The following is a 21566-nucleotide window of genomic DNA, read 5'->3' on the forward strand; positions in this document are numbered from 1 at the left end:
GTAGGTACTTATATTTTATCTTTTAATACTTTTATTTCATCGCGTAATTGAGCAGCTAACATAAAGTTTAAATCCATTGCTGCTTTTTCCATTTCTTTTCGCTTGGTGTTGATTAGCTTTTGAATTTCTTCTTTCGAATGGTATTTGATCTGTTCTTCTGCTACTTTTTTCACCTGTTCACCCAGCAATTCATCATAGGACGGCTTGACTAATTCACTGCTAATTTTTTTATTGAGCCCTTTTGGCGTAATGTTGTGTTGGGTGTTGTACAGCATTTGTTTGCTGCGTCTGTATTCAGTCTCGTCTATGGTTTTTTGCATGCTGGCTGTAATTTTATCGCCATACATAATAGCCTTTCCATTGACGTTCCTAGCCGCTCTACCTACGGTTTGGGTTAGCGATCGATGGCTGCGTAAGAAACCTTCTTTATCTGCATCTAAAATAGCTACTAGTGATACTTCTGGTAAGTCTAATCCTTCTCGAAGTAGGTTGACCCCAATAAGTACATCAAACAACCCTTTTCTTAGGTCTTGCATAATTTCCACGCGTTCAATAGTGTCGATGTCCGAGTGAATATAACGACAGCGAATGCCCATTTTGGCAAAGTACTTCGCGAGTTCCTCGGCCATGCGTTTGGTTAGCGTGGTAACTAAAATACGTTCATCAACGTCCACGCGTTGCTGAATTTCTTCAATTAAATCGTCAATTTGATTTTCTGTTGGACGCACTTCGATGATGGGGTCTAATAATCCCGTTGGACGTATTAGCTGTTCAACGATAATCCCTTCACTTTTTTGCAACTCATAGTCTGCAGGTGTAGCAGATACATAAATGACCTGATTTTGCATACTTTCAAACTCTTCAAATTTTAAGGGTCTGTTGTCTAGTGCAGCGGGTAATCGAAAGCCGTATTCTACGAGATTTTCTTTTCTTGAGCGGTCACCGCCATACATAGCGTGTACTTGAGAAATAGTCACGTGACTTTCATCAACCACCATCAAGTAATCATCGGGAAAGTAATCCAATAAACAGAAAGGACGTGTGCCGGGAGCTCTGCCATCTAAATAGCGGGAGTAATTTTCAATTCCCGAACAATAGCCTAATTCCTTCATCATTTCTAAGTCGAAGTTCGTTCGTTCCTCTAAGCGCTTTGCTTCTAGGTGTTTGCCTATTTCTTTGAAGTAGGTGACTTGTTTCTCCAAATCCTGTTGTATTTCCCAAATAGCATTGTTTAATACGTCAGGTGAAGTAACGAACATATTGGCGGGGTAAATATTTAATCGGGTAAATTTTTCAATGACTTGTGCGGTTGTCACATCAAAGACTTCTATGGCTTCAATTTCATCGCCAAAGAAGTGAATGCGATACGGGTGATCGGCATAGCTGGGAAATACTTCTATGGTATCACCTTTAATTCTAAAATAACCAGGTAAAAAATCGGCTTCTGTTCGCGCATATAAACTTTGAACAAGGCGATGCAATAGCTGTGTTCGACTAATTTCTTGGTCTAGTTCGATTGAAATCACGTTCTTTTGAAATTCAACTGGATTTCCAATACCGTATAGACAAGAAACGGAAGCTACAACTAAGACATCTCGACGCCCAGAGAGTAGGGTAGACGTAGTGCTTAAACGCAGCTTTTCTAGTTCGTCATTAATTGATAAGTCTTTTTCGATGTATTGTCCCGTAACGGGAATAAAAGCTTCGGGTTGGTAGTAGTCGTAATAAGAGACAAAATACTCAACGGCATTGTCGGGGAAAAAGCTTTTAAATTCAGAGTACAATTGAGCAGCCAAAGTTTTGTTATGAGCCAAAACGAGGGTAGGTCTTTGTACTTCTTTGATGACATTGGCAACACTAAATGTTTTACCAGATCCTGTTACACCAACGAGCGTTTGATATTGCTGATCGTCTAGAATTCCGCGGGTCAATTGGGCGATTGCCTCGGGTTGATCACCGGTGGGACTATAATCAGATTGTAAATCAAATTTCATAACTACGTATTTAACTGCAAAGGTACACATTTAAACAAAAAAAAGCACAAGCTTTAGGCTTGTGCTTTTTACTATTAATTAAGTACTAATTAGTTTACTTTGAAGATTACTCTTCTAGCAACGTTTTTAGCTTGAGTACCATCGATACCGTTTCCTTTAGCTGTAACTTTTCCAGCAGGAACTCCAGCTTTAACCAATAGATCTTTTACAGCGTTTGCACGTCTTGTAGATAATTTTTGGTTATAGTCTTTGTTTCCAGTTGAATCAGCATATCCGCTAACTTCTAAAGAAGCTGAAGGATTGTTTTTCATGTAAGAAATGATGAAGTTAATACCTTCTAAAGTAGTAGGTTGAACTTTATCAAAATCAAAATTAACAGCTACGTAACCTTTGTTGATTAATTCTTTAACCATTGCAGCGTCGTCAGCAGTCATGTTCGTAGTATTTCCGTATTTTTCTTGGAAATAAGCTTCGATATTGTCAGCGATACCGTTGTTGTTTTTGTCGATATTTCTACCTCTTGAATCAACTAAAGCACCAGCTGGCGTATTTGGTTCTAAATCTAAGTAATCTGCTACACCATCGTTATCAGAGTCAACTAACATTGCTTCGATATTATCGATTCTGTTAGCCAAAGCGTTGATTTCGTAGTTCGATTGAGATTCTTGAGAATACCAGTCTGCGTGTTGTCCGTTTTTACCTAAATAGATCGATACACCTACTGTAGCATTGAACATCGTTCCTTGGAATACAGAGCGGTTTGTTGCAGTAACACCATCCCAGTTTCTATCTTGTTGTGTATTTTGAATTACTGTAAAGTCAGCGTTTAAAGCTACTCTAGAGTGTAGTCTAACTTGACCTGTTAAACCAGCCATTAAATGACCCATTTTGTCATTGCTAGAGAATTGATTCCCGTTTAACCAAGAATACCCTCCACCCGCGTGAGCTTGTAATCCAAAAGTTTTAGTCCAGTTTTCGAAGTTTAGGATTCTTCCTAAGTTAACTACTCCTTCTAAACTTACTCTGTAGTAATCAGCTTTAGCATTTAAATTACTGTTTGTCCAGTTATCTAATTGATCAAAACCGAATGAAGCTTTAACACCAAATTTATTGTTGATGCTATATCTAACACCTCCGTCTAAATGTAAGTTTTTGAAAGTCTCAGCAGCGTACCCTGGACTTAATGTTCTCGCTGGTTTTGCAAAACCTGCGTTCAAATCAACTGACCACTTATTATATGGCTTGTCTTGAGCATTAGCACAAAGACCTACTGTAAGTGCTAATAAAGATAATGTGATTTTTTTCATAATTTAATTTTTACTTTCACTTGTCAGCTATCGTAATAGCTATTATTGTTTCGTTTACGAGGCAAATATACTATAAAGTTTTTAAATATACATTTTTTATAAAAAAAATACAATTTTTTCAAATCGCGTCAGATTATGTAAAATCAATTTTAAGCTGATTTTTATTGTGTAAATGCTGTTTTTTATCGCTTGAATTGAAGATAATTTATATTTTCGATAGTATATTAGCTAATTTCTCTTTTTAATTTTTTCTCCATGACGAAGGTTCCAAATGGGATTATTGAGGCAATACACACAAAAAATAAGGTTTTGTTAGACCATTTTAACTCATTTTTGATTAAAAAAGCGAAAACAATATAGGCAATGAATAAAATGCCGTGTGCCATACCAACTTTTTGCACCATATAAGGGCTGTCCCAGATGTATTTTAATGGCATTGCAATGAACAATAGTAGCAGAAGAGAAACCCCTTCTAAGAAGGCTGTAATCCTAAATAGATTAACCATAATATAGCGTCTTAAAATTATAGGGGCTAAAATAGGGTTAATGCCGATTAATTCAAATATTTAGCTGGAGATTAATGCTAAATATTTCATAAAAAAAAAGGCCTAGTAAAACTAGACCTTTTCGGTTATGCTAAAAGTTTAGCATTATATTCTTTCAAATCAGCTAGATTGTGCTTATTCGTTGGATCTTTAAAAAGCGACAATAAGTATTGTAAGCTTTCAATATCATTTTGAGCGACAACCGCATCGTTTTCAACAACGTCTTCTTCGTCTATCGGCTCATCATTAGGAATAGCAATGAAAAAACCAGTATTATTTTCAATGTGCTCATACGTTAGTCTAATTGCTTTTACTAAGGTAGGTACCTCTTCTAGTAAAGCGTATTCTCTTAATTTCTTAAGGTTTGGAACGATTTGATCCACGACAAGACCATTTGTAACTAAATCAGATTGTATTAACTTAATTAGTTTAATTGCATTTGCGTTTTCCACAGTATTAAATTTTGGGTATTATTAATTGTAGGACAAAAATAAGCTTTTTAATAGTTTAGCAAATAAAAAAGTTAAATTAATTTTATTCACGCCCTGTTTTTTTGCGTATTCCGCTATTGTTTAGGGACTTTGTAATTAAAATTCTCTCCCTTTCTACTCCTTATTTTACTGTGTTTTGGTTCATCGGCTAAAAATTGTGGCTCGTGTTGCTTCTTCCTCCTTGGCTGTTTGTTGGCTGTTTGATCTACTTCGGCTGTGCAAGGAGGTTTACATCAAGGTGAGCAGTACCTCATCTTGTGGAGAAAGTCCTTGACAATTGGGGGTACCTAGTACCTATTTAGGTCAACCTATAGTGAAACTTGAGGCTGTATTTTCACTTCCCATGCAATTTTAGGCCACTGTTTTTTTCTGGATCACCTAGTAAGGGAGCTAATTATTGGAAAAAAGCTAGGGCTATAGCACTGATTTATGCCTATAAGAGTCCGCTGTTTATTTTGTTATTTTATTGAAAAAAATGGAATTGCCTTAAGAAATTGAGTTTTGCAGCTGAAATTTTATAATTGAAAGCTATCGTGGTGTTTTTTACTCCTATGCTTCGTTCTATATAGGGGTAAGGTAAGTTGCCTAATCTAAGGATGGGCTGTTTCTGTTGTGTATGTTTTGTTTTATTCTGTATTATTTGGTATTTTTTGCTGTTGTTTTGTAATTTTGTTACATATAATTTAAAATAGTAAAATAAATGTTAAAGGGTGTTTCAAATACTTACTTTGATCATGTTGGAGGTCTTTTGATACAGGTGTTAACATCTCAAAAGTTAAATTTGTTTAGATGAAAAATAGAAATAATGTGAAAAATTATGTAAAGTGAAAGAGAATTATGTAAAAATTATTAGATCCGAAAAATTATAAAATACACGTTTTTAGGTGGTGTGATTAAGTTTATTTACTAATACAGGATGAAAGACGATGCTAAGGTTCGTCTGAGCAATAATGTAGTAATCAATTCGTTAAGTTTAACTGTTGTGATGCTCAAAGCAAAGTCCTATTGATTAACAAAAAAGTATATGATAAAGTTGTCCGATTGGAATGCTAACGTACAGGTTGATAAGTTCTATTATTTATTGTTTGTTCTTTTTATTTTTTTATTAACCGCTAATTATTACAATGCTTTAATAGAACACAAAACGGTTTATATTATTAATTTCTTTGCTCTTGTGTTTAGTTTGAAATTATCTCGGGTTGTCAATGATTCGCCAGATGTTGTCCTGAAAACCCAAATTACACAGATGATGAGTCTGTCTATCCTTCTGCTTGTTCTTAGCTTTCTTCCCATTCCGTTTTGGATACTCGTTACCTTGAATAATTTTTTTGGCATCGTGTATTTTGGTTTCTTTTATTTTCATCAGGTTCGCTATAAAGATGCTTTTAAAGTTGTTGAATCCTATATCAGTATATCGCATACCTTTTTTGTAATCTATCTGTTGTTACTCAATCTTCAAGGTTATTTTTTCAACAACAACACCAATGATTTGGTTATTATGCTTGGCTATGTACAGGTAGGACTTCAATATGTATTGTTAGTGCTATCAATATTCACCTATTTTTTTTATAATAAGCAGCTAAAAGACAGGGAATCGGAGACTTTTTTTCTTGCTAAAGATTGGAATGTAGAAGGACCAAAAGAATTGCTCCTAGAGGAGAAGAAAGAAGTAGAAACCGAGGTTTATCGATTAAAGTATCAAAATAAAGAGTTAGCAGGACAAATTCTCGATTTTTTTGATCAGGAAAAGGTTTTTCTACAGTGTGATTTTAGTTTGGAAACCTTGTGTCAATACATACCTAGAAGTAGTGTACAACAGGCAAGCTATGTGATAAACAATCACCTCAATACTAGTTTTTATAAATTGGTTGCTTTTCATCGGATCATTGAATCTTTGCAATTATTGAAGAATAGGCCCGATTGGACGCTGTTAGCTGTTGCTGAAGAATGTGGTTTTAAATCCGTTAACACCTTTAATAAATACTTTAAAGATTTAACCGGATTTAGCCCTACTGAATACCGTGTAATTATTGAAAAAAGTAAAAGGAAATTATGATTGGGATGTTGGTTTGTTTTGTTGTGTATGCGCTCTTCTATTGGCTAAATGGAAGGAGAAATAAAGAAAGATTGAACGTGTTTTTGTTGAGCTGTACGATTTTAGGTTTGAATGCAGTACTTGATTTGATAGATTCTTATGCCCATTTGCCTTCGAGTTTTAGTTTAGGCACTGTTTTTTTCTTGTTACATGGAGCAGGGTTAATCTATGTATTGAAAGTAAGGCATCCCTTTCTGTTTGTACATTATATGCCTGTTGTGATTTTAACGTTGTATTATTTGTATAAGCTAGTGGTGGATGGTACAGGATTTGACGTGCAGCCATTGCATGATATTTTGCTATTGCTTATTAGTGTAATGGCCTTACTTTATGGTTGCTATGGTTATTGGTGTTTGATTGACAAGGTTTTATTTCCAGCATTGAAGCAATACTTTGCTTTTTATATTGTCACCCTCTTTTGTATTTCAATTTCATTTTTAATGGCTTATTACTATCGGGCTCCTCTTTTCTCTTACGTTGATTTTGTTTTTTATTTGACTAGTTTTTGTTTGTTAAGTGCCGCATTACTACATGAAGTAAAAGCATTTATTAACTCGAAATTAAGTCACTACAATTCGGTAGTAACAGGGCAATTGGAACGAGAAACAACTCGAATATTCGGAGAGGTGGCTTTGGATGTGTCCCTACCCGAAAATGAGAAATTGTCTTTGTGGTCTTCTCAACAATCCAGAAGATCAAATTTATTTCAGCTGACGAAAGGGGCTGTTTTTGAAAAGGAACCGATTGAATGTAGAGTGGATGAAATTCGTCAGGTTATTACGGTGAAGTTAATTGAAACACGCTTGTTTTTAAATCCAGTTTTAAATTTAGAAGAATTGGCTCGTGTTTTGCAATTTCCAAAAGCAGAACTTACGGAGTACTTTAAAGTATCTTCTGCTGCTACTTTTAAGCAGTATATCAATCGGTTACGAGTGGAGTATGCTGTACTTATGATTAGGGAAAATGAAGAAAATTATACCGTTGAGGAATTGAGCTTACTTTGTGGGTTTAATACGCGTTTATCTTTTTATAGAGCATTTGTAGAAGTATTTGGTTTTGCCCCTTCAGCGATTATGAGTTAGTTGTTCCTGAAAAATTAGGGCTTACCATAAGAACGAAAAAAAGTGGCAAGTAGCACTGCACTTTTTTCATGATCCGGCTGTGGGATTTAAAACAAGCAGCGTTATACCTAAAACAGGAGGGACGGTCTAAGCGTAGACCGTCCCTCTATTTTTATTCCTTTTTGTTACGAGTTCCAGCTTAGTGGTCTACGTGTACAAAATTTCCTTCTTGGTCAAAAAGAAGCTCTATTTCTTGTCTTCCTTTTTGTATTTCTACTTCGTACCCCTGGCTTTTTTTCTCGACGCCCACCAATTTAAAATCGCTGTAGTTGAGTTGAATATAGGTCGTTAAAGCAACAGGCATTAGATCAGATGGGATTTCTTTGTTTTGTTTGGTTTCCATTTCAATCCAATCGCCTTGTTGATTAAATTCAATTTTAATCCCATTAGTGAGGTAGACTTTGTACGTTACTGCCTTGTCTACTTCTTTTTTAACTAAAACAATCCCAGCATCAGAAAAATGTGTGGTCAAGAAGTTTTTCACCGCGGTAGGTAATTGATCTGCCTGAATCACTTGTTCATCCTCCTCTGCATCTAAATCAAGCCCTACAAATTCTTGTTGAGCCGTAAAGATTAATTCCAATCCACTATTTAGTTTAACTTCGTACCCCTTTGCGTCTTTGTCTATTTCAATACTAAAGCTCTCCTTATCATATTCTTCTATATAGGCTTGGATTAATGGAACTTCTTGCTGGAGAAATGCCGCTGGAATTGCACTGTGATCCTTTGTCTCTATTTCAGTCCAATGACCAGATTGATCAAAGTCGATTTCGATGTTGTTATCTAAGATCAGCTCGTAAAATGACCCGTAATAATTCGGGGTATTTACTTTAGTTGCCTTTACAACTGTAGCCTGGGGAAAAGTCGTTTCAATAAACTTTTTCGCGTTCATAGGTACTTGATCCAGTGTGACTTGTTCAACTTGAGCGGAATGATTGTCATCGCTACTACAAGCAGTAAAACCTAGGGTAAGTGCTCCAAATAGAGCCAAAGCAATTATTTTCTTTTTCATGACGTGTTTTTAATTAGTGATCAATTCGCTTGAATTCTCCTGATTTTGAGAATTCGAGTTCAAGTCCATTGTTGAGTTCTACTTCGTATCGTCTTCGCTCATTGCTGACTTTTATTACATGAGCTCCTGGGTAATTGGCTGTAATATAGTCTACAATTGGCTTTAGGAGGAATGTAGTAGGCAACTGATTCTTATTGCCATCTACTTCTTCCCATGCTCCCGATTGATCAAATTCTATTTCGATCTGATCCGTGAAGGTTACTTTATACGAGACAGATAGTAAATCGACATCTTTTTCTACTAATTGAATGGTTTTTGCATTAAAATGGGTATCCATAAATGCAAGTGCTTTTTTCGGTAATTCACTTTTTGTAATGACAATGTCTTTGGCTAGTGTTGATTGACTCGTTAACATGACAATCGCACTAAAGATTCCGAATAGTACTGTTTTAAAATTTTTCATGGCTATTTATTTTTCTATTTGTACTACAAATCTACAGCTAGAATCTGGAAAGAATTGGGAATTTGGCTAAAAAAAAGAAATAGCAGCGTTTTTATAAAAAACAACTTTTTTTTGTGTATCTTATTGAAAAACAGGGTTTTTTGTATTAAATTTGTGCCAATGTTGATCCTGAGATGGCACCTATATGCATAAAAATTCGTATATTGTATGCTAATGAAAAAGGAGAGGGATCACTTACCTCAGTACAGGAGTGAGAAGTCCTGTTTTCAAAAAAAGAATTAAAAAGGAAAAGAAATGAAAAAAGGAGGGGTACTAATCTTGGGTATTTTTACTTTTATAAGCTGTACTACAACCACAAAAAAAGCAGAAGCCAAGAGTGGCGAAGAACAGCAAGTGAAAACCCAAGCGGAAACGCCAAAGATTGGAGGAGAAAAAGACGATCACGGTTGTCTGACTGCTGCAGGTGAAACGTGGAGCGAGTTGAATCAGACCTGCTTGCGTTTGTTTGATCAAGGGCTGCGTTTAAATCCAGTACAAGTGGAGGGAAGTGCCGTTATCAGTGCATTTGTTGTATTTAATGCAGATCAATCCAAGTTACAGCTGTTCCTTCCTACGGAAGCTCAACAGCTACTTATTTTAGATAAAAAAGAAGGTAATGTTTACCAAGACGCTACTTATACGTTTGATGGAACAGAGGGAGTTCTATACATCAACGGCGAGAAAAAGTATGCAAAGTAAACAAGATTTATTTTTCACGTTGTCATCAACTTTATGTAATGTTATGTTAGACACACCTCAGCAAAGGCCTACTTTATGAGGTGTGTTTATTTTTTATACCACTAGTCTTTATTTCTCTTTATCCCGTTGGATTGGTAAACGGTAAAACGATGCAATTGATCAAATTCGTATCGAATATGAAGTGATTCCGTGACTTTGATAATGGTTTGTACCAAAGACAAACCTAGGCCAGTGGATTCATCATTGGTTGTACTTCTAAAAAAGCGATTGTAGATGACGGATTCGTCTAATGCAGTATAGTGTGCACTAGTATTGGCTATTGTAAAGGCATTGTGTTGGAGTTCAATGACAATACTTCCTTGAGGAATATTGTGAATTAATGCATTTTTGAGCAGGTTTTGCACCAAGGTAATAGCAAGTCCTTTATCCATCAGCATAGTAAAAGCCTCACCCGTGTCCTGTAGGGTAACGCTTATATTCTTATAGGAGAATAAGTCCTCAAAGTCTTCGATGATTGCCTTGACGATTTGATTGAGGTTTACTTCTTGATACTGTTGAAATTGTTTGTTTTCAATTTTAGCCAACATGAGAAGTGATTTATTGAGTTTAATCAATCGGGATAAGCTTTGATGAATCGATCCAATTTGATTGATTTGTTCCTCGTTTAATCCTTCAGTTTCTGCGAGCAATTCGAGCTTATTGCTGATAATAGCCAAGGGCGTTTGTGATTCGTGCGCTGCATTGGATACAAAGGTTTTTTGTTGCTCAACCATTTCCTCAATGCGCGTGATCATTTTATTGATTTCTCGCTGTAAGTCTGTAAATTCTTTAATGGGGGTTTGAGTTTCAGCTGTACTGATTTTTTCGCCTAAGGTATAGGTCCTCAGATTATGTAGTAGGCGATAAAAGGGATTCCATACCGCCCGACGTAAAATAAAGTGATTAATGAGGTAAATGCTAAGTAGTAAAGCAAAATACAAGGCCAATACCGCTACGCCAAAATCGCGCAGTAAATCATCAGCTTCGATGGTTGACGTGCGTATTTCAAGTAGATAATGATCTCCTTTTTGGTCGACAAAGGTGGTCGTCAACATGCGTACGGGCTCTTCGTTATCATCTACATCCATGTAGATCATTTCTGTTGTAAATACATTTTTTTTGGTGTATTTCCCTGGTGCTAAGGGGGTGATTCTAAATCCACTAGTGCCAAAGGGAAGGAAGCTTTCGACCTGTGGATTGGTATAGGCTTTCTTGATGATTTCAGTCTTGCTATTTTTTAATCCGTCATCAATATTGTCATACACTTCTTCCGTCATAAAAGCATAAAAAATCAATACCCAAGCAGTTAGAACAAGGATGATTCCAACCGATAGATACCCCAACATATAATTGTGTAGCTTCATTTTACTCCTGTACTAGTTTATACCCCATGCCATATACGGATTGAATATTGGCGTCTGCTTGGTGGGTCTTCAGTTTTTTGCGTAGATTTTTTACTTGTGAATACACAAAGTCATAGCTGTCTGCTTCATCCATATTGTCGCCCCAAATATGTTCTGCTAAGGATGATTTAGTGACTAAGCGATTGGCATTGACCACGAAGTAATAAAGCAACTCGAATTCTTTGTTGTTTAATACCATGGGCGTTTCGTTTACCTTCACGGTTCGCTCATCCATAAAGATTTCGATATTGTTCCACTTCACGCTTTGAAATCCTTGCTGATGCTTACGGCGAAGCACCGATTTTATTCTGGCCAGTAGTTCCGATAGGTGAAAAGGTTTGGTTAAGTAATCATCTGCGCCGAGTTCCAATCCCATTACCTTGTCATCAATGGAGTCTTTGGCAGAAATAATAATGACAGAATCCTCTTTACCCATGCGTTTGATCTCGCGCAATACATCTATACCATTACCGTCTGGAAGCATAATATCGAGCAAGATACAATCGTAGTCATAGCCTATTAATTTTTCAATTGCTCGTTTAAAACTTTCAGCTACTTCAACCACATAACGTTCTTTTTCTAGCGATTCTTTCATAATCGCACGTAGTTCTTTTTCGTCTTCAATTACTAAAATTTTCATAGGTGTAGGATAAGGGGTTAGACGGCTACGGTTGTTTTTTTGTATTCAACACGACAAACGAAGATACAACAAAACAAGGTTACCGTCTTGTTTTTACATGAATGTAGACGAAAAAGAAGGGGGTAGTTTCTTGCAGTAAAGCGGAAATGGCTTGGGGTTTGTTCGGGTTTTGTTTGGGTTTTGTTCGGTAAATGGGGGGTAATCCCTCGTAAATACACAGGTTTACCGAAGAAGACCCAAACAAAACAAAAACCAAACAAAATAAACGGCTGAATAACAGTTGTTTGTGTTTTTTATAAGGAGACAAATAAAGCCATTTGAGCTTTCTTTTTCCCTATAGGGAAAGAGGGTATTGCAGGTTAATTTCGACTGATGTAGGTTTGTAGCGTATTCATGTAGCTGGTGAATAGCAAAGAACGATTGTAAAAAATAGTAAACAGTAAACAAAATAAAGCCATCGGATCAAATCGCATTTTGCGTAAACAGGGATTTAGGTATATACAAACCTTTGATTGGGAGGGTGAGCCCCATTTTTGGTATCGATTAGACAAAGTGACCTTTGATGCGAAGAAAACGCAGTAAAGAATCGGCTTAGCGCACAGGAGTAGAACGCGTACTACGGCTAAGATTATCGCTCTTTGCTATTTTATCCTCAAAATAAGTCGTAAATTTAAGATCGCATATATCGAAGATATCTTACTATGATTGATCCTGCTATTTTACTGCGCTATCGCGGTTTTATTAAAGAATTTGACAAGAATGAGACGGTGTTTACACAAGGAGATGAGCCGCGCTACTACTTCCAAATTGTCGAAGGACGAGTAAAAATGAATAATTACAACGAAGATGGCAAGGAGTTTATTCAAGGCTTGTTTACCGATGGGGAAAGCTTTGGAGAACCCCCGCTCTTTTGTGCGGTGAACTATCCCGCCAATGCTGTTACGCTGCAAGCAACCCGCATTTTACTCATCCATAAAAGCGATTTTTATACCTTGCTTGAAAGTGAAAAAGCGAGTTGTTTTAGCGTATTAGAAGCCCTGTCTGCGCGTTTGTACTATAAGTCAATCATGGCCCCTGATATTTCGTCTAATGATTCTGAAAAGCGAATCCTGACCTTATTAAATTATATCAAAACCCAACATAAAGAAAGGACCAAAGAATTTCATGTGGAGCTGACTCGTCAGCAAATTGCCGATATGACAGGACTTCGCGTTGAAACAGTGATTCGCACCATTAAGGAAATGGAAGCGAAACACTTAATCCGCTTGGAGAGGGGAAAAATGTTTTTTTGAGATACTGCTTTTCGTTCGTTGCTTTTCGCTCCTTTTGCGATAGGGGCTATTGGCTCATCGTCACCTTGGAGGTCCCTAAATAGGGTTGACCCTTTTTTGATTTGAAAAATCGGGCAAATAACAAGTAGAAAGGCAGGGAGATAAACCGTGTACATCTAAAACTTGTCCCAAGGAATTCTATCATCGTTTTGGTAGAGTTTTCTCAGTTCATCGCGAACTTCCATCAGGGCAAATCCCAATAGGTTTTGTCCTTTCCAGCTACTGATATCGCGTGCTTGAGGGTCTTCTTCCGCAAGGCCAATTCCCCAAATGGTATCCAGTGGACTTGCTTCAACCAAAATTTGATCCCCTGTTGCGAGTAGGAAATCGCGCATCGCTTTATTTTGTGCAAATTTGTAGTAGTTGCCATTCAGTACTATCGCATATTTAGCTTTGTCCCAGGTCGTTTGATTGAAGTTTTTTACTTTTTTGCCTAGTGCTTTCATTTTTTTAGGATCTGTGGTCGCCATGATAAGGGCTTCGGTTTCTTCATCCTCAAAAAGTCTTGCTTTCTCGGCCATCATATATTGTTCCGTACAGGAATAGGTATCCATATCAACCTCAAAATAGGAGGGTTGCCATTGGCCAAGACAAGAGGAATTGATTACGCCTGCCTCGGGTCTCCAAAAAAACAAAAATGACGAGGTCTCTTGGGGTTGTCTTATTGTAGCAAGAGAATATTTCATTTCTCCTTTTTTACGCCAAAGCTGTACGTCTTCACATTCATAGTCTAGAATATCGGCATAATCGAAATCGGCATTGTAGTATTCTCGCCAAAAAATAGGAGGAGGAAACAGGATTTGATACTGTGATTGTTCGGTAGGGGATAGCGTATCGAGCCAATCGCTCCATTGGCATTTATAATCCTCTCCATACCCCATTCTCCAGCCAATAGAATACTGAGAAATGTTTGGAAAGCGCATCCAAATAGGCGGCATGGGATGTTCAAGTGTAAAGGTAAAAGCCATACGTATTGCATTCATTTCGTACGCTACTTTGTCTTCAGGATCGATTGTAAACCGCAAAGAATTCAAGTTAAAGTACGGGTTCAATTTAATTTTACTGTGCGTTTGGCGTCGTAAGAGCCCTCGCTTATACAAAGGTACAACGATAATGGTTCACTGCCAGCTGTTATTTTGTACGAAAAGTAAAATGGTTTTCTGTTTTTTTTTATTTATTTGTTTTTAAAAATGAAAAATAGCAGATAATACTGCTATTTTAAAGCTATTTAAATTAAGAATTTTCCATATATGATTAAAAAAGTAGTGTTTTTAACTGCTGCGTTGGGGCTGAGTGTGAAGGGCTTTGCTCAAGATCAAGCGAGGGTAATACAGATGAAAAGGGACAGTAGTAGTGTACCTAAAAAAGTAGTAAGCTATGCGGCTGATAAGTTTACGATTATACGTCCTTTAAATATTGAATTTACAAATGTATCGCCCTATACTTTCAGTCCAAAAAAAGGGCTTTCCGCTCCAAAAGAAGGCAAGGTCGATGCATTTAGACAGGTTAAAGTAACCGCTACCCTGCCTTTTATTAAAAAGAAACACCTTGTTTTTGGCGGAACAGTGGGCTATAAATTTACAGGGATGACAGCTAATTTATTTGAATCATTTACCTCTAATCCTACAGCAAAGCAAACCAACTTTCACAATCTTTTTACCTCGCTAAATGTTGTTTATTTTTCCACTTTAGGTGGAAATCGAGCGGTTTATTCTGCTAGCCTGATTGTTGATGGAAGTGATAAGTATGTGGAGCGCGTAAAAGGACTAGCATCAGGGGTGGTTATTTTAAAAAGCAATGCCAAGACGATCATGAGTGTAGGGGTAGCCCTTAATCTTGATCCAACCACACAACTACCTGTTTTACCCGTTTTTACGTATGAGTACAAGTTTGACAATGGATTGGTTTTTGATCTAACGCTTCCAAAGAGTATGTATGTGAGAAAAAATGTGTTTCGTTCTAGCCGATTGTCATTGGGAAGTGAAATGGATGTTACTTCTTTCTACTTGTACAACTTAGAAGATGCTAAACAACGCTTTGAATATAGGCAAATAGATGTCAATTCTGGATTTATTTATGAGCATGCTTTTGGAGATTTTGTATTGACTGGCAAAGCTGGATTAAAAGTCACACCGTCCTCGCGTATTTTTGAGAAGGAGAAATCATTTAATCGAGCTACTGTAGCCTTTAAGCCTAATCCTACGTTTTACTTTAATGTGGGGGTTTCCTTCAATCCTTTTACCCTATTAAAGAAGAAACAAGAGACTTAATGCTTGTTGATCAAGAAAAGAGTCAGGCGAAAAGAGGGCGTGTTTTTGGCTATCTCAGTCCAAAATACTTCGTAACGGCTTCGGTTTTGTTGTTTACGTGTAATTTGGTGTAAATGTTTTTTATATGCTTTTTGACTGTTTCGGTGCTAACATATAAGGTTGCGCCAATTTCTTTGTATTGTGCGCCTAGGGAAAGATGCTTTAGAATCTCTTTTTCACGTTCCGTTAAGGCATAGTTCTCTTGGGAGGCTTTATCTTCTTTAAAAGACAAAATTACTTTTTTGGCAATTGTAGCACTCATGGGTGCTCCACCTTGATACAGCTCGGTTAAGGCTTGCAGGTATTTTTTATTGGGTTCTCCTTTTAGTAAATAACCATCAGCTCCATTTTTTAAGGCTTTAAAAATAATATCTTCACAGTCAAAAAAACTACAGACAATACACAAGGCCTCCGGCCTTTTTTTCTTTATGTATTCAATTACATCTATGCCTGAGCCATCTGGTAAATTTAAATCGATCCAAAAAATATCAGGTTCAATGTTTTCAAATTCGCGATAAAATTTTTTAATCGTTTCGTATGCCTTGAGGCAAGTGAAGCAATCCGAGTAATCGAGTAACAATTGTATCGTTTCTCTATAGTGTTTCTCATCTTCTAAAACGACAATAGAAATTTTCTTTTCCATATGCAATGTATTTAATGACTAGCAAATTGAGATAATATCAGGACTAAATCAATACCTATTTTGGGGAATATCAATGGAAAATATTACGCTTGTTCCTTTCGAATTGGATGAAATTTGAAATTGACCTCCTATAGATTCCATTCTTTTTTTCATATTGCCTAGGCCATTTTTTATTCCTTTATGAGGTGTTTTATCAAATCCTCTTCCGTTATCTATAATTTCAATACTAAAAACAGAAGATTGATACTGAAATAGCAGTTCTATATGCGTAGCTTTTGCGTGTTTTAAGACATTGTTTAATGCTTCTTTTACGCAGAGAAACAGGTTTTTTCGGATGTCATCCTTTATTTTTAATCGCGGCATACTATCCGCTGTTGTCGTATGCACGCTAATCGAAAAACTTTCCATAATATTTTCAGCATAGCTGCGGCAATACCACATGAGCTTCTCTAGTGTATTGTTTTCATAATTGAGCATCCAAACAATATCGCGCACTTTTTCCGTTACTTCTGTTTGCATGTCTAGAAGTTTAGCATGGCTTTGCTTTAGATTGGGATCTGTCGTTTTGTCAAAAATAATCTCACTTAGCATTTTAATACTAGAAATACTAGATCCTAAATCATCGTGAACATCTCTTGAGATGCGTTTTCGCTCTTCATATACTTCAACTAGGGTTCGTTTCTCTGCTTCCGTTTCTTTTTCTTTTATTTGATATGCAAACTTTCTTTTATTCCGTGCTTTCAAGCGCAAAAAGTAAATCGTGAGGATTAAAGCCATCGCCCCTAGTATAAAACTAAGTAGAAGTAGGTTGTTTTTCTGCTTAGCATAGTGTAGCTTGAGTACACTGGTTCGTTTTTCGAGCAGTATCTCTGTATTGAGATCCTCCAATTTTTGATTTTTATCAACTGAAAATAAACTGTCATTGAAGCGTTTAAACTCTTTATGATAGACGAGGGCTTTATAATAGTCCTGCTTTTTTTCAAATAGTTCGGACAGGAGCTCTGCCGCCTTATATTGTCCTTTTAAAAAATCCGTTTCTTGGGCGAGGTCTCTCACCGTAAAAGCGTGATGAATGGCTTTGTCATACTGATTTTTCACTAGATATAGCTTAGCTAAATCTAGATTTGAAAGTGCGATTTCTAAAGGATAGGCTATTTTTTCTCTCAGGGCTAAACCCGCTAGGAAGTAATGTTCTGCCTCTTCGTACTGCTGGTTGTCCAAAAAGATCGTTCCCATGCGATGTTGACTATAGGAAATAACCAATTCATCATTCTCTTTTTGGCCAATTGTTGTGGCTAAATCAAAGTAGTATAGGGCAGAATCTCGTTGATTCATGAGGTATTTTATTTCGCCTATATCGAAGTAATTTCTACCAATCGATTTATGGTCATGAACCAATCGATAGTTGTTAATTGCTTCTCTGAGATATTGCAGGGCTTCTTCATATTTTTTTTGGTCAGAAACGACGATTGCAATTCCATTAAGAGCGAGCGCAACACATGTTTTATCGTTAATCTTATAAGCAATTTCTAGGGCTTCTTTATAAACGTTAAGTGCCTGAACATAATCGCCTAAATCATAGTAAACTTTTCCAAGATTGGTGAGCGTATAATTTAACAAGAGATCTTGGCCCATTTCCCTTCGTAGGGTTGCACTTTTAAGATAGTCATCAACCGCTTGTCTATTTTTGCGTTGACGCGCCTGGTTATATCCTTTTACGTGATAGATCATACTTTCCCTCAGCCCATCTTTTTCTGTCAAGGTGAATAAAAAGGTAAGAAGCTGCTCACAAGCTTCAAACTGCATGTTGTCACTGTATGTATAAGCAAGATCAATGAGGTGTTGAAATTCATTTTTTGTTACACCTTTTACTTGATGGGTATACTTTGTAATCAATGAGTCAACAGTAGTAGAAGGTACGTCCGCATATACGCGGTTAGCTAGAAGAGAAAAAAATAGCATAACAACCCCAATTTCAACAAAAGAATATCTCGTCTTGTTTTTTTTCATAGTAGATAGATAAAAGTGTTGGTTATAAGTTTTCTTAAAAAAAATAAAAAACCGAAGGGGGGAATGTGAAATAAATACTAAAAATATACCTCAATAATACTATTAATAATCGTTTTGGCGATAAGTTTTAACAAAAAAAGCAAATAAGTAGCTTAATATACCGAGTAAGGGGTATTTTATTGGGTGGTATAAGTTCTTACTATTGTGTTAATAAAAATTTAAAAATCTAGCTATGAAAAAAGGTGTTGTTCTCCTTGTATTTTTATTTTGTTTCACCTTACAGGGACAAGAAGTACCTCAAATTACAACGGATAGTCTACGTGAAGCGAAAAAAAATATGTTCAAAACAAATCTAGTTCCCCTGCTTTGGGGAACGGGTTCTTTGAGTTATGAACGAAAAGCAATAGGTCGTTTAGTTGTCGGAGCGACCGTAAACTATCGCCCAGAAAGTGAGGTTCCTTTTAAAAAGACCTTACAAAAAATAGTGGAAAATGAGGATAAGGAAGAGGCTACATTTAATGTGGATCAATTGAAATATTCAAATTTTTCGCTAGCACCTGAAATTAAAATCTACTTAGGCAAAAAGGGGGCGTTTAACGGATTTTATGTTGCCGCTTTTGTAAAAACCGAAAAGACTAAGCTCGATTATTCCTATCAATTTGATGAATTACTCTTAGTGGGAGAGGATCCGAATTTTCCTATAAAAGGAGAAGTCAAAGCTCTTTCTGGCGGACTTTACTTTGGGGTGCAATGGAGCTTAGGTAAAAACCTGTATTTGGATTGGCAAATTATTGGTGGAAATTATGGATCTGGAACGATCAACTTGACCGCACATCGACATTTAACCGAAGACGAACAAATGGAATTGCAAGAGTTTGCGCAAGATTTAAAGGATAGTTTTAAAAATTTAGACTATGAAATCAACGATAATGGAATAAAAGTAAAAGGAAAAATACCGTGGGCTGGACTCCGAACAGGACTGAGTATTGGCTATCGATTTTAACCTGCTAGATCGGAGTTAGACGCAAAAGAAAAAGAACAGGACTAATAATGATAATGAAATGAAAATAAGTAAAAAAATAAAACAACGAGGAGGGGTCCTCCTTTTGGGGTTGGCTCTAGTGGCTTGCAGTAGTGATAATCAGAAAGAGGAAAACTGTTTTCCCGAGGCAGCTGGGCAAGCGTTTCAAGAAAAAGCAGCAGCTTATACAGCAAACCCTTCCAAATCCACTTGTCTAGCAGCAAAAGCTGCAGCTCTAGTATACCTAGAAAAATTAAAAGATTGTCCCAAAGTAAGCAGCCATATCACTAAAATAATCGAAGAATGGGATGATGTTGACTGCAACGTCTTTGATGAGCTTGATAACGAATAATTTTTTCCCTATTTAAAGTAAACTAAAACCAATAAAGATGATTAAAAGACTTTTTTTTATGTGTGTACTCACAAGCCTTGTATCCCTTTTTATGGCTTGTAATTCAGATGATCGTACAAAAGATAACCCAGGTGGTTCTTCAGCTACCTTCAATCTAAAAGGTAATTGGCGATTGACTACGGAAGACTTAGATGAGGGGGATACAGCGTCTTTCCGTTTCTCCACCGACAATACAGGCCTTTCCAGCGATGCCTATGGCGAAATTAGAAAGACGCAATTTGCGTATAAGGATAAAAAATTAGCCGTGAATTTTATCGATATAGACAACGACACTTTTGCTATCGTGTTTGATGCTCCCGATCCCAAAGCGAATACGTTTACTTTGATCGAAGAACATCAAGAAGTCATAACCAATGAAGATGAAGGATCATTTGAAACAACAATCTCCACCAAATATACACTAGAGCGATTGTCAAAATAGAAGAAACCCAAGTAAATCACTTTTTCACAAGTAGCCACTGCAAAGAAAGCGTTTACTAATTTTAAATTGATGAATTAGTTGTTTTTAAACTAGAAATCTTGGTATACTCGTATACCAAGTAGTAAAAGACCTATAACGAAGTAAGGAGTTATAGGTTTTTTTTTGTGAAATAACTATTGAATGCGTTCAGGATGGGTATCCGTTTACTGTAAAAGCCGATAAATAGCGTAGTAGGATGTAGGGATGAGGAACAAAAAGAGGATCAGACTGAGGTTACAATTGCTATGCTAAAATACCGCAAGAAGCAGGAAGGCTAGTAACGCACTAAAGAGTAGCAGACCACCGAGTATGACTACTCCTAGTACTACGTTTTTTCCGTATTGTTTTCGATCAAAAGCGAACGTTTGAGGGTGAATACTAAATTTCTTATATACGGTAGGATCAATGCGTAAATCGGGCCTAAAGTGAACAAGGCCTGCAATAAACTTTGCTCTTAATGCCCTTGCATTTGTGATATAATATACACTTCCTTTATCCGTGCCATCAAATACAATTTCGATTTCTTGTTTTTCTAGGCCCAGGACTAATCGCAGTTTTTTGTTGACAGGTTTAAGATAGACCTCATAGTGATGGGAGCGGTAGGTAGGACCGAATTGGCTATAGTACAGTGCAGTGGTAGAACCGTCTTTATTTTCAAAGTGAATCCCCTGTTCATCAACGCTAATGCTGCGTATGGCACCCGCCATCTTGGTTTTGATGTAGCGGATAAAGCGATAGAGCGCAAAAAACCAAAGCGGATAATACATAATGCTTGTAAATAACACGACCTCAGTGCGTTGTGAGATGAAAAAGGGCAAGCAACTCAATAGGAAACATAAGCCCACAAGGAAGGCTCCTCCCAAAAAATTGAGTAGCCAAGTAAGCACTAAGCTGTGTTTTGAGGTTAAGGGGATAAAATCGGGGTGATCATTTGCTTGCATGGGATCAAGGTACAAAAAGAAATAAAAAAAGCCCTAACTTTTATTCGGGCTTTTGTTCGGTATAGCGTTGAATCCCTACTCGGATGTGTTTTTAAAGGAACTAATTATAGGGCTTCTTCAAAACCAACTCACCCAATAGTTTCTTTGTCTTATACCCATAAGGATGTACTTTCTTGAAGGAGTAGCTAGGGTTTTTTTTCGTGCTTGTTTTTCGAGTATCGGGAACTCATCGTTTACACCGAACACCAAGCCGATCCACCTTATTTTGGACCAATTTAGATGACTTGGTCAGGGTGATTATGGCTATAAGCAGTTGAGAAATGACGCATGCTTAGAGAAACTTGAGTTTTAAAGGCGAAAGTAGAGGAATAATTTATGGCGGAATACTTGGCTTTATGCTATTGTTTTGTTTTATTTTTTGTTAAAAATTAAAATAAATAGAATAATATGTAAGAGGTGGGTGAATTTCATCTATATTTGATTTTCATGTAATTTTTTATGTAATTTTTTATGTAAAATAAGGTATAATTAACTTATATTTAGGCTAAAATACAATCAGTTTAAAAAAAACATATACAAAAGAATAGTGTT

General features: G+C 36.6%; 20 protein-coding genes. 8 read left to right on the forward strand and 12 right to left on the reverse strand.

Going from position 1 to position 21566, the window contains the following annotated elements:
• Positions 1 to 8 precede the first annotated feature (8 nt).
• The 4 genes from uvrB to ACPDHL_RS08645 all read right to left on the reverse strand — a co-directional run bounded on the left by uvrB (position 9) and on the right by ACPDHL_RS08645 (position 4298).
• A complete protein-coding gene (gene uvrB, locus ACPDHL_RS08630; protein ID WP_430532370.1) occupies positions 9 to 1994 on the reverse strand; it encodes an excinuclease ABC subunit UvrB in 1986 nt (661 codons plus the stop codon).
• Between the two features lie 89 nt (positions 1995 to 2083).
• A complete protein-coding gene (locus ACPDHL_RS08635; RefSeq protein ID WP_430532371.1) occupies positions 2084 to 3301 on the reverse strand; it encodes an OmpA family protein in 1218 nt (405 codons plus the stop codon).
• A gap of 224 nt (positions 3302 to 3525) precedes the next feature.
• On the reverse strand, positions 3526 to 3807 hold the full coding sequence (locus ACPDHL_RS08640) for a DUF3817 domain-containing protein (protein WP_430532372.1): 282 nt from the start codon (positions 3805 to 3807) through the stop codon (positions 3526 to 3528).
• Between the two features lie 125 nt (positions 3808 to 3932).
• Entirely contained in the window at positions 3933 to 4298 is a 366-nt protein-coding gene (locus ACPDHL_RS08645; RefSeq protein WP_430532373.1) for a hypothetical protein, read from the reverse strand.
• Between the two features lie 1063 nt (positions 4299 to 5361).
• Between ACPDHL_RS08645 and ACPDHL_RS08650 the strand changes: the two genes are divergently transcribed.
• Complete coding sequence (locus ACPDHL_RS08650) at positions 5362 to 6393, forward strand: helix-turn-helix domain-containing protein (protein ID WP_430532374.1); 1032 nt, start codon at positions 5362 to 5364, stop codon at positions 6391 to 6393.
• Positions 6390 to 7514 carry a helix-turn-helix domain-containing protein gene (locus ACPDHL_RS08655; protein ID WP_430532375.1) on the forward strand — a complete coding sequence of 375 codons (1125 nt, stop codon included), beginning with the start codon at positions 6390 to 6392 and terminating at the stop codon, positions 7512 to 7514. Before ACPDHL_RS08650 ends, ACPDHL_RS08655 begins: the two co-directional genes overlap by 4 nt.
• Before the next feature lie 178 nt (positions 7515 to 7692).
• Here ACPDHL_RS08655 and ACPDHL_RS08660 read toward each other — a convergent pair whose 3' ends face one another.
• Together ACPDHL_RS08660 and ACPDHL_RS08665 are read right to left on the reverse strand one after the other, a co-directional pair.
• A complete protein-coding gene (locus ACPDHL_RS08660) occupies positions 7693 to 8565 on the reverse strand; it encodes a PepSY-like domain-containing protein (protein WP_430532376.1) in 873 nt (290 codons plus the stop codon).
• Positions 8566 to 8578: 13 nt separating this feature from the next.
• The gene (locus ACPDHL_RS08665) at positions 8579 to 9028 is read right to left on the reverse strand and encodes a PepSY-like domain-containing protein (RefSeq protein WP_430532377.1); all 450 of its coding nucleotides are present in this window, start codon (positions 9026 to 9028) and stop codon (positions 8579 to 8581) included.
• Positions 9029 to 9322: 294 nt separating this feature from the next.
• Between ACPDHL_RS08665 and ACPDHL_RS08670 the strand changes: the two genes are divergently transcribed.
• Positions 9323 to 9766: a hypothetical protein gene (locus ACPDHL_RS08670; RefSeq protein ID WP_430532378.1), complete on the forward strand. Its 444-nt coding sequence runs from the start codon at positions 9323 to 9325 to the stop codon at positions 9764 to 9766.
• Between the two features lie 101 nt (positions 9767 to 9867).
• Here the strand turns inward: ACPDHL_RS08670 and ACPDHL_RS08675 are convergent, their stop codons facing one another.
• On the reverse strand, positions 9868 to 11169 hold the full coding sequence (locus tag ACPDHL_RS08675) for a sensor histidine kinase (RefSeq protein ID WP_430532379.1): 1302 nt from the start codon (positions 11167 to 11169) through the stop codon (positions 9868 to 9870).
• A 1-nt stretch (position 11170) separates the two neighbouring features.
• A complete protein-coding gene (locus ACPDHL_RS08680) occupies positions 11171 to 11848 on the reverse strand; it encodes a response regulator transcription factor (protein WP_430532380.1) in 678 nt (225 codons plus the stop codon).
• Positions 11849 to 12549: 701 nt separating this feature from the next.
• On the opposite strand from ACPDHL_RS08680, the gene ACPDHL_RS08685 reads away from it, so the two are divergent.
• Complete coding sequence (locus ACPDHL_RS08685; RefSeq protein ID WP_430532381.1) at positions 12550 to 13140, forward strand: Crp/Fnr family transcriptional regulator; 591 nt, start codon at positions 12550 to 12552, stop codon at positions 13138 to 13140.
• Between the two features lie 155 nt (positions 13141 to 13295).
• Here the strand turns inward: ACPDHL_RS08685 and ACPDHL_RS08690 are convergent, their stop codons facing one another.
• Positions 13296 to 14117, reverse strand: coding sequence for an NADAR family protein (locus ACPDHL_RS08690; protein WP_430532395.1), 822 nt, complete (start codon positions 14115 to 14117; stop codon positions 13296 to 13298).
• 312 nt (positions 14118 to 14429) lie between these two features.
• Between ACPDHL_RS08690 and ACPDHL_RS08695 the strand changes: the two genes are divergently transcribed.
• Positions 14430 to 15449, forward strand: coding sequence for a hypothetical protein (locus ACPDHL_RS08695; RefSeq protein WP_430532382.1), 1020 nt, complete (start codon positions 14430 to 14432; stop codon positions 15447 to 15449).
• 49 nt (positions 15450 to 15498) lie between these two features.
• On the opposite strand, the gene ACPDHL_RS08700 is transcribed toward ACPDHL_RS08695, so the two are convergent.
• Both ACPDHL_RS08700 and ACPDHL_RS08705 read right to left on the reverse strand, forming a co-directional pair.
• Positions 15499 to 16131: a response regulator gene (locus ACPDHL_RS08700; RefSeq protein ID WP_430532383.1), complete on the reverse strand. Its 633-nt coding sequence runs from the start codon at positions 16129 to 16131 to the stop codon at positions 15499 to 15501.
• A 48-nt stretch (positions 16132 to 16179) separates the two neighbouring features.
• Positions 16180 to 18141 (reverse strand): tetratricopeptide repeat-containing sensor histidine kinase, encoded by a 1962-nt coding sequence (locus ACPDHL_RS08705; RefSeq protein ID WP_430532384.1) that lies wholly within the window; start codon positions 18139 to 18141, stop codon positions 16180 to 16182.
• Between the two features lie 232 nt (positions 18142 to 18373).
• On the opposite strand from ACPDHL_RS08705, the gene ACPDHL_RS08710 reads away from it, so the two are divergent.
• From ACPDHL_RS08710 to ACPDHL_RS08720, 3 genes are read left to right on the forward strand one after another with little or no spacing between them, the layout of a single operon-like run.
• Positions 18374 to 19144 carry a hypothetical protein gene (locus tag ACPDHL_RS08710; protein WP_430532385.1) on the forward strand — a complete coding sequence of 257 codons (771 nt, stop codon included), beginning with the start codon at positions 18374 to 18376 and terminating at the stop codon, positions 19142 to 19144.
• A gap of 58 nt (positions 19145 to 19202) precedes the next feature.
• Positions 19203 to 19514 (forward strand): hypothetical protein, encoded by a 312-nt coding sequence (locus ACPDHL_RS08715; RefSeq protein ID WP_430532386.1) that lies wholly within the window; start codon positions 19203 to 19205, stop codon positions 19512 to 19514.
• 58 nt (positions 19515 to 19572) lie between these two features.
• Positions 19573 to 19995 carry a hypothetical protein gene (locus ACPDHL_RS08720; protein ID WP_430532387.1) on the forward strand — a complete coding sequence of 141 codons (423 nt, stop codon included), beginning with the start codon at positions 19573 to 19575 and terminating at the stop codon, positions 19993 to 19995.
• 287 nt (positions 19996 to 20282) lie between these two features.
• On the opposite strand, the gene ACPDHL_RS08725 is transcribed toward ACPDHL_RS08720, so the two are convergent.
• A complete protein-coding gene (locus ACPDHL_RS08725; RefSeq protein ID WP_430532388.1) occupies positions 20283 to 20975 on the reverse strand; it encodes a hypothetical protein in 693 nt (230 codons plus the stop codon).
• Positions 20976 to 21566: the final 591 nt, after the last annotated feature.

Source organism: Myroides sp. C15-4, assembly GCF_050522745.1.
Lineage (GTDB): Bacteria > Bacteroidota > Bacteroidia > Flavobacteriales > Flavobacteriaceae > Flavobacterium.

Coding starts and splice junctions, on each gene's coding strand:
- ACPDHL_RS08660 (WP_430532376.1), bottom strand. CDS start 8,565: ATGAAAAAGAAAATAATTGCTTTGGCTCTATTTGGAGCACTTACCCTA.
- ACPDHL_RS08655 (WP_430532375.1), top strand. CDS start 6,390: ATGATTGGGATGTTGGTTTGTTTTGTTGTGTATGCGCTCTTCTATTGG.
- ACPDHL_RS08635 (WP_430532371.1), bottom strand. CDS start 3,301: ATGAAAAAAATCACATTATCTTTATTAGCACTTACAGTAGGTCTTTGT.
- ACPDHL_RS08705 (WP_430532384.1), bottom strand. CDS start 18,141: ATGAAAAAAAACAAGACGAGATATTCTTTTGTTGAAATTGGGGTTGTT.
- ACPDHL_RS08665 (WP_430532377.1), bottom strand. CDS start 9,028: ATGAAAAATTTTAAAACAGTACTATTCGGAATCTTTAGTGCGATTGTC.
- uvrB (WP_430532370.1), bottom strand. CDS start 1,994: ATGAAATTTGATTTACAATCTGATTATAGTCCCACCGGTGATCAACCC.
- ACPDHL_RS08670 (WP_430532378.1), top strand. CDS start 9,323: ATGAAAAAAGGAGGGGTACTAATCTTGGGTATTTTTACTTTTATAAGC.
- ACPDHL_RS08680 (WP_430532380.1), bottom strand. CDS start 11,848: ATGAAAATTTTAGTAATTGAAGACGAAAAAGAACTACGTGCGATTATG.
- ACPDHL_RS08690 (WP_430532395.1), bottom strand. CDS start 14,117: ATGCCGCCTATTTGGATGCGCTTTCCAAACATTTCTCAGTATTCTATT.
- ACPDHL_RS08700 (WP_430532383.1), bottom strand. CDS start 16,131: ATGGAAAAGAAAATTTCTATTGTCGTTTTAGAAGATGAGAAACACTAT.
- ACPDHL_RS08640 (WP_430532372.1), bottom strand. CDS start 3,807: ATGGTTAATCTATTTAGGATTACAGCCTTCTTAGAAGGGGTTTCTCTT.
- ACPDHL_RS08695 (WP_430532382.1), top strand. CDS start 14,430: ATGATTAAAAAAGTAGTGTTTTTAACTGCTGCGTTGGGGCTGAGTGTG.
- ACPDHL_RS08710 (WP_430532385.1), top strand. CDS start 18,374: ATGAAAAAAGGTGTTGTTCTCCTTGTATTTTTATTTTGTTTCACCTTA.
- ACPDHL_RS08725 (WP_430532388.1), bottom strand. CDS start 20,975: ATGCAAGCAAATGATCACCCCGATTTTATCCCCTTAACCTCAAAACAC.
- ACPDHL_RS08715 (WP_430532386.1), top strand. CDS start 19,203: ATGAAAATAAGTAAAAAAATAAAACAACGAGGAGGGGTCCTCCTTTTG.
- ACPDHL_RS08685 (WP_430532381.1), top strand. CDS start 12,550: ATGATTGATCCTGCTATTTTACTGCGCTATCGCGGTTTTATTAAAGAA.
- ACPDHL_RS08650 (WP_430532374.1), top strand. CDS start 5,362: ATGATAAAGTTGTCCGATTGGAATGCTAACGTACAGGTTGATAAGTTC.
- ACPDHL_RS08675 (WP_430532379.1), bottom strand. CDS start 11,169: ATGAAGCTACACAATTATATGTTGGGGTATCTATCGGTTGGAATCATC.
- ACPDHL_RS08720 (WP_430532387.1), top strand. CDS start 19,573: ATGTGTGTACTCACAAGCCTTGTATCCCTTTTTATGGCTTGTAATTCA.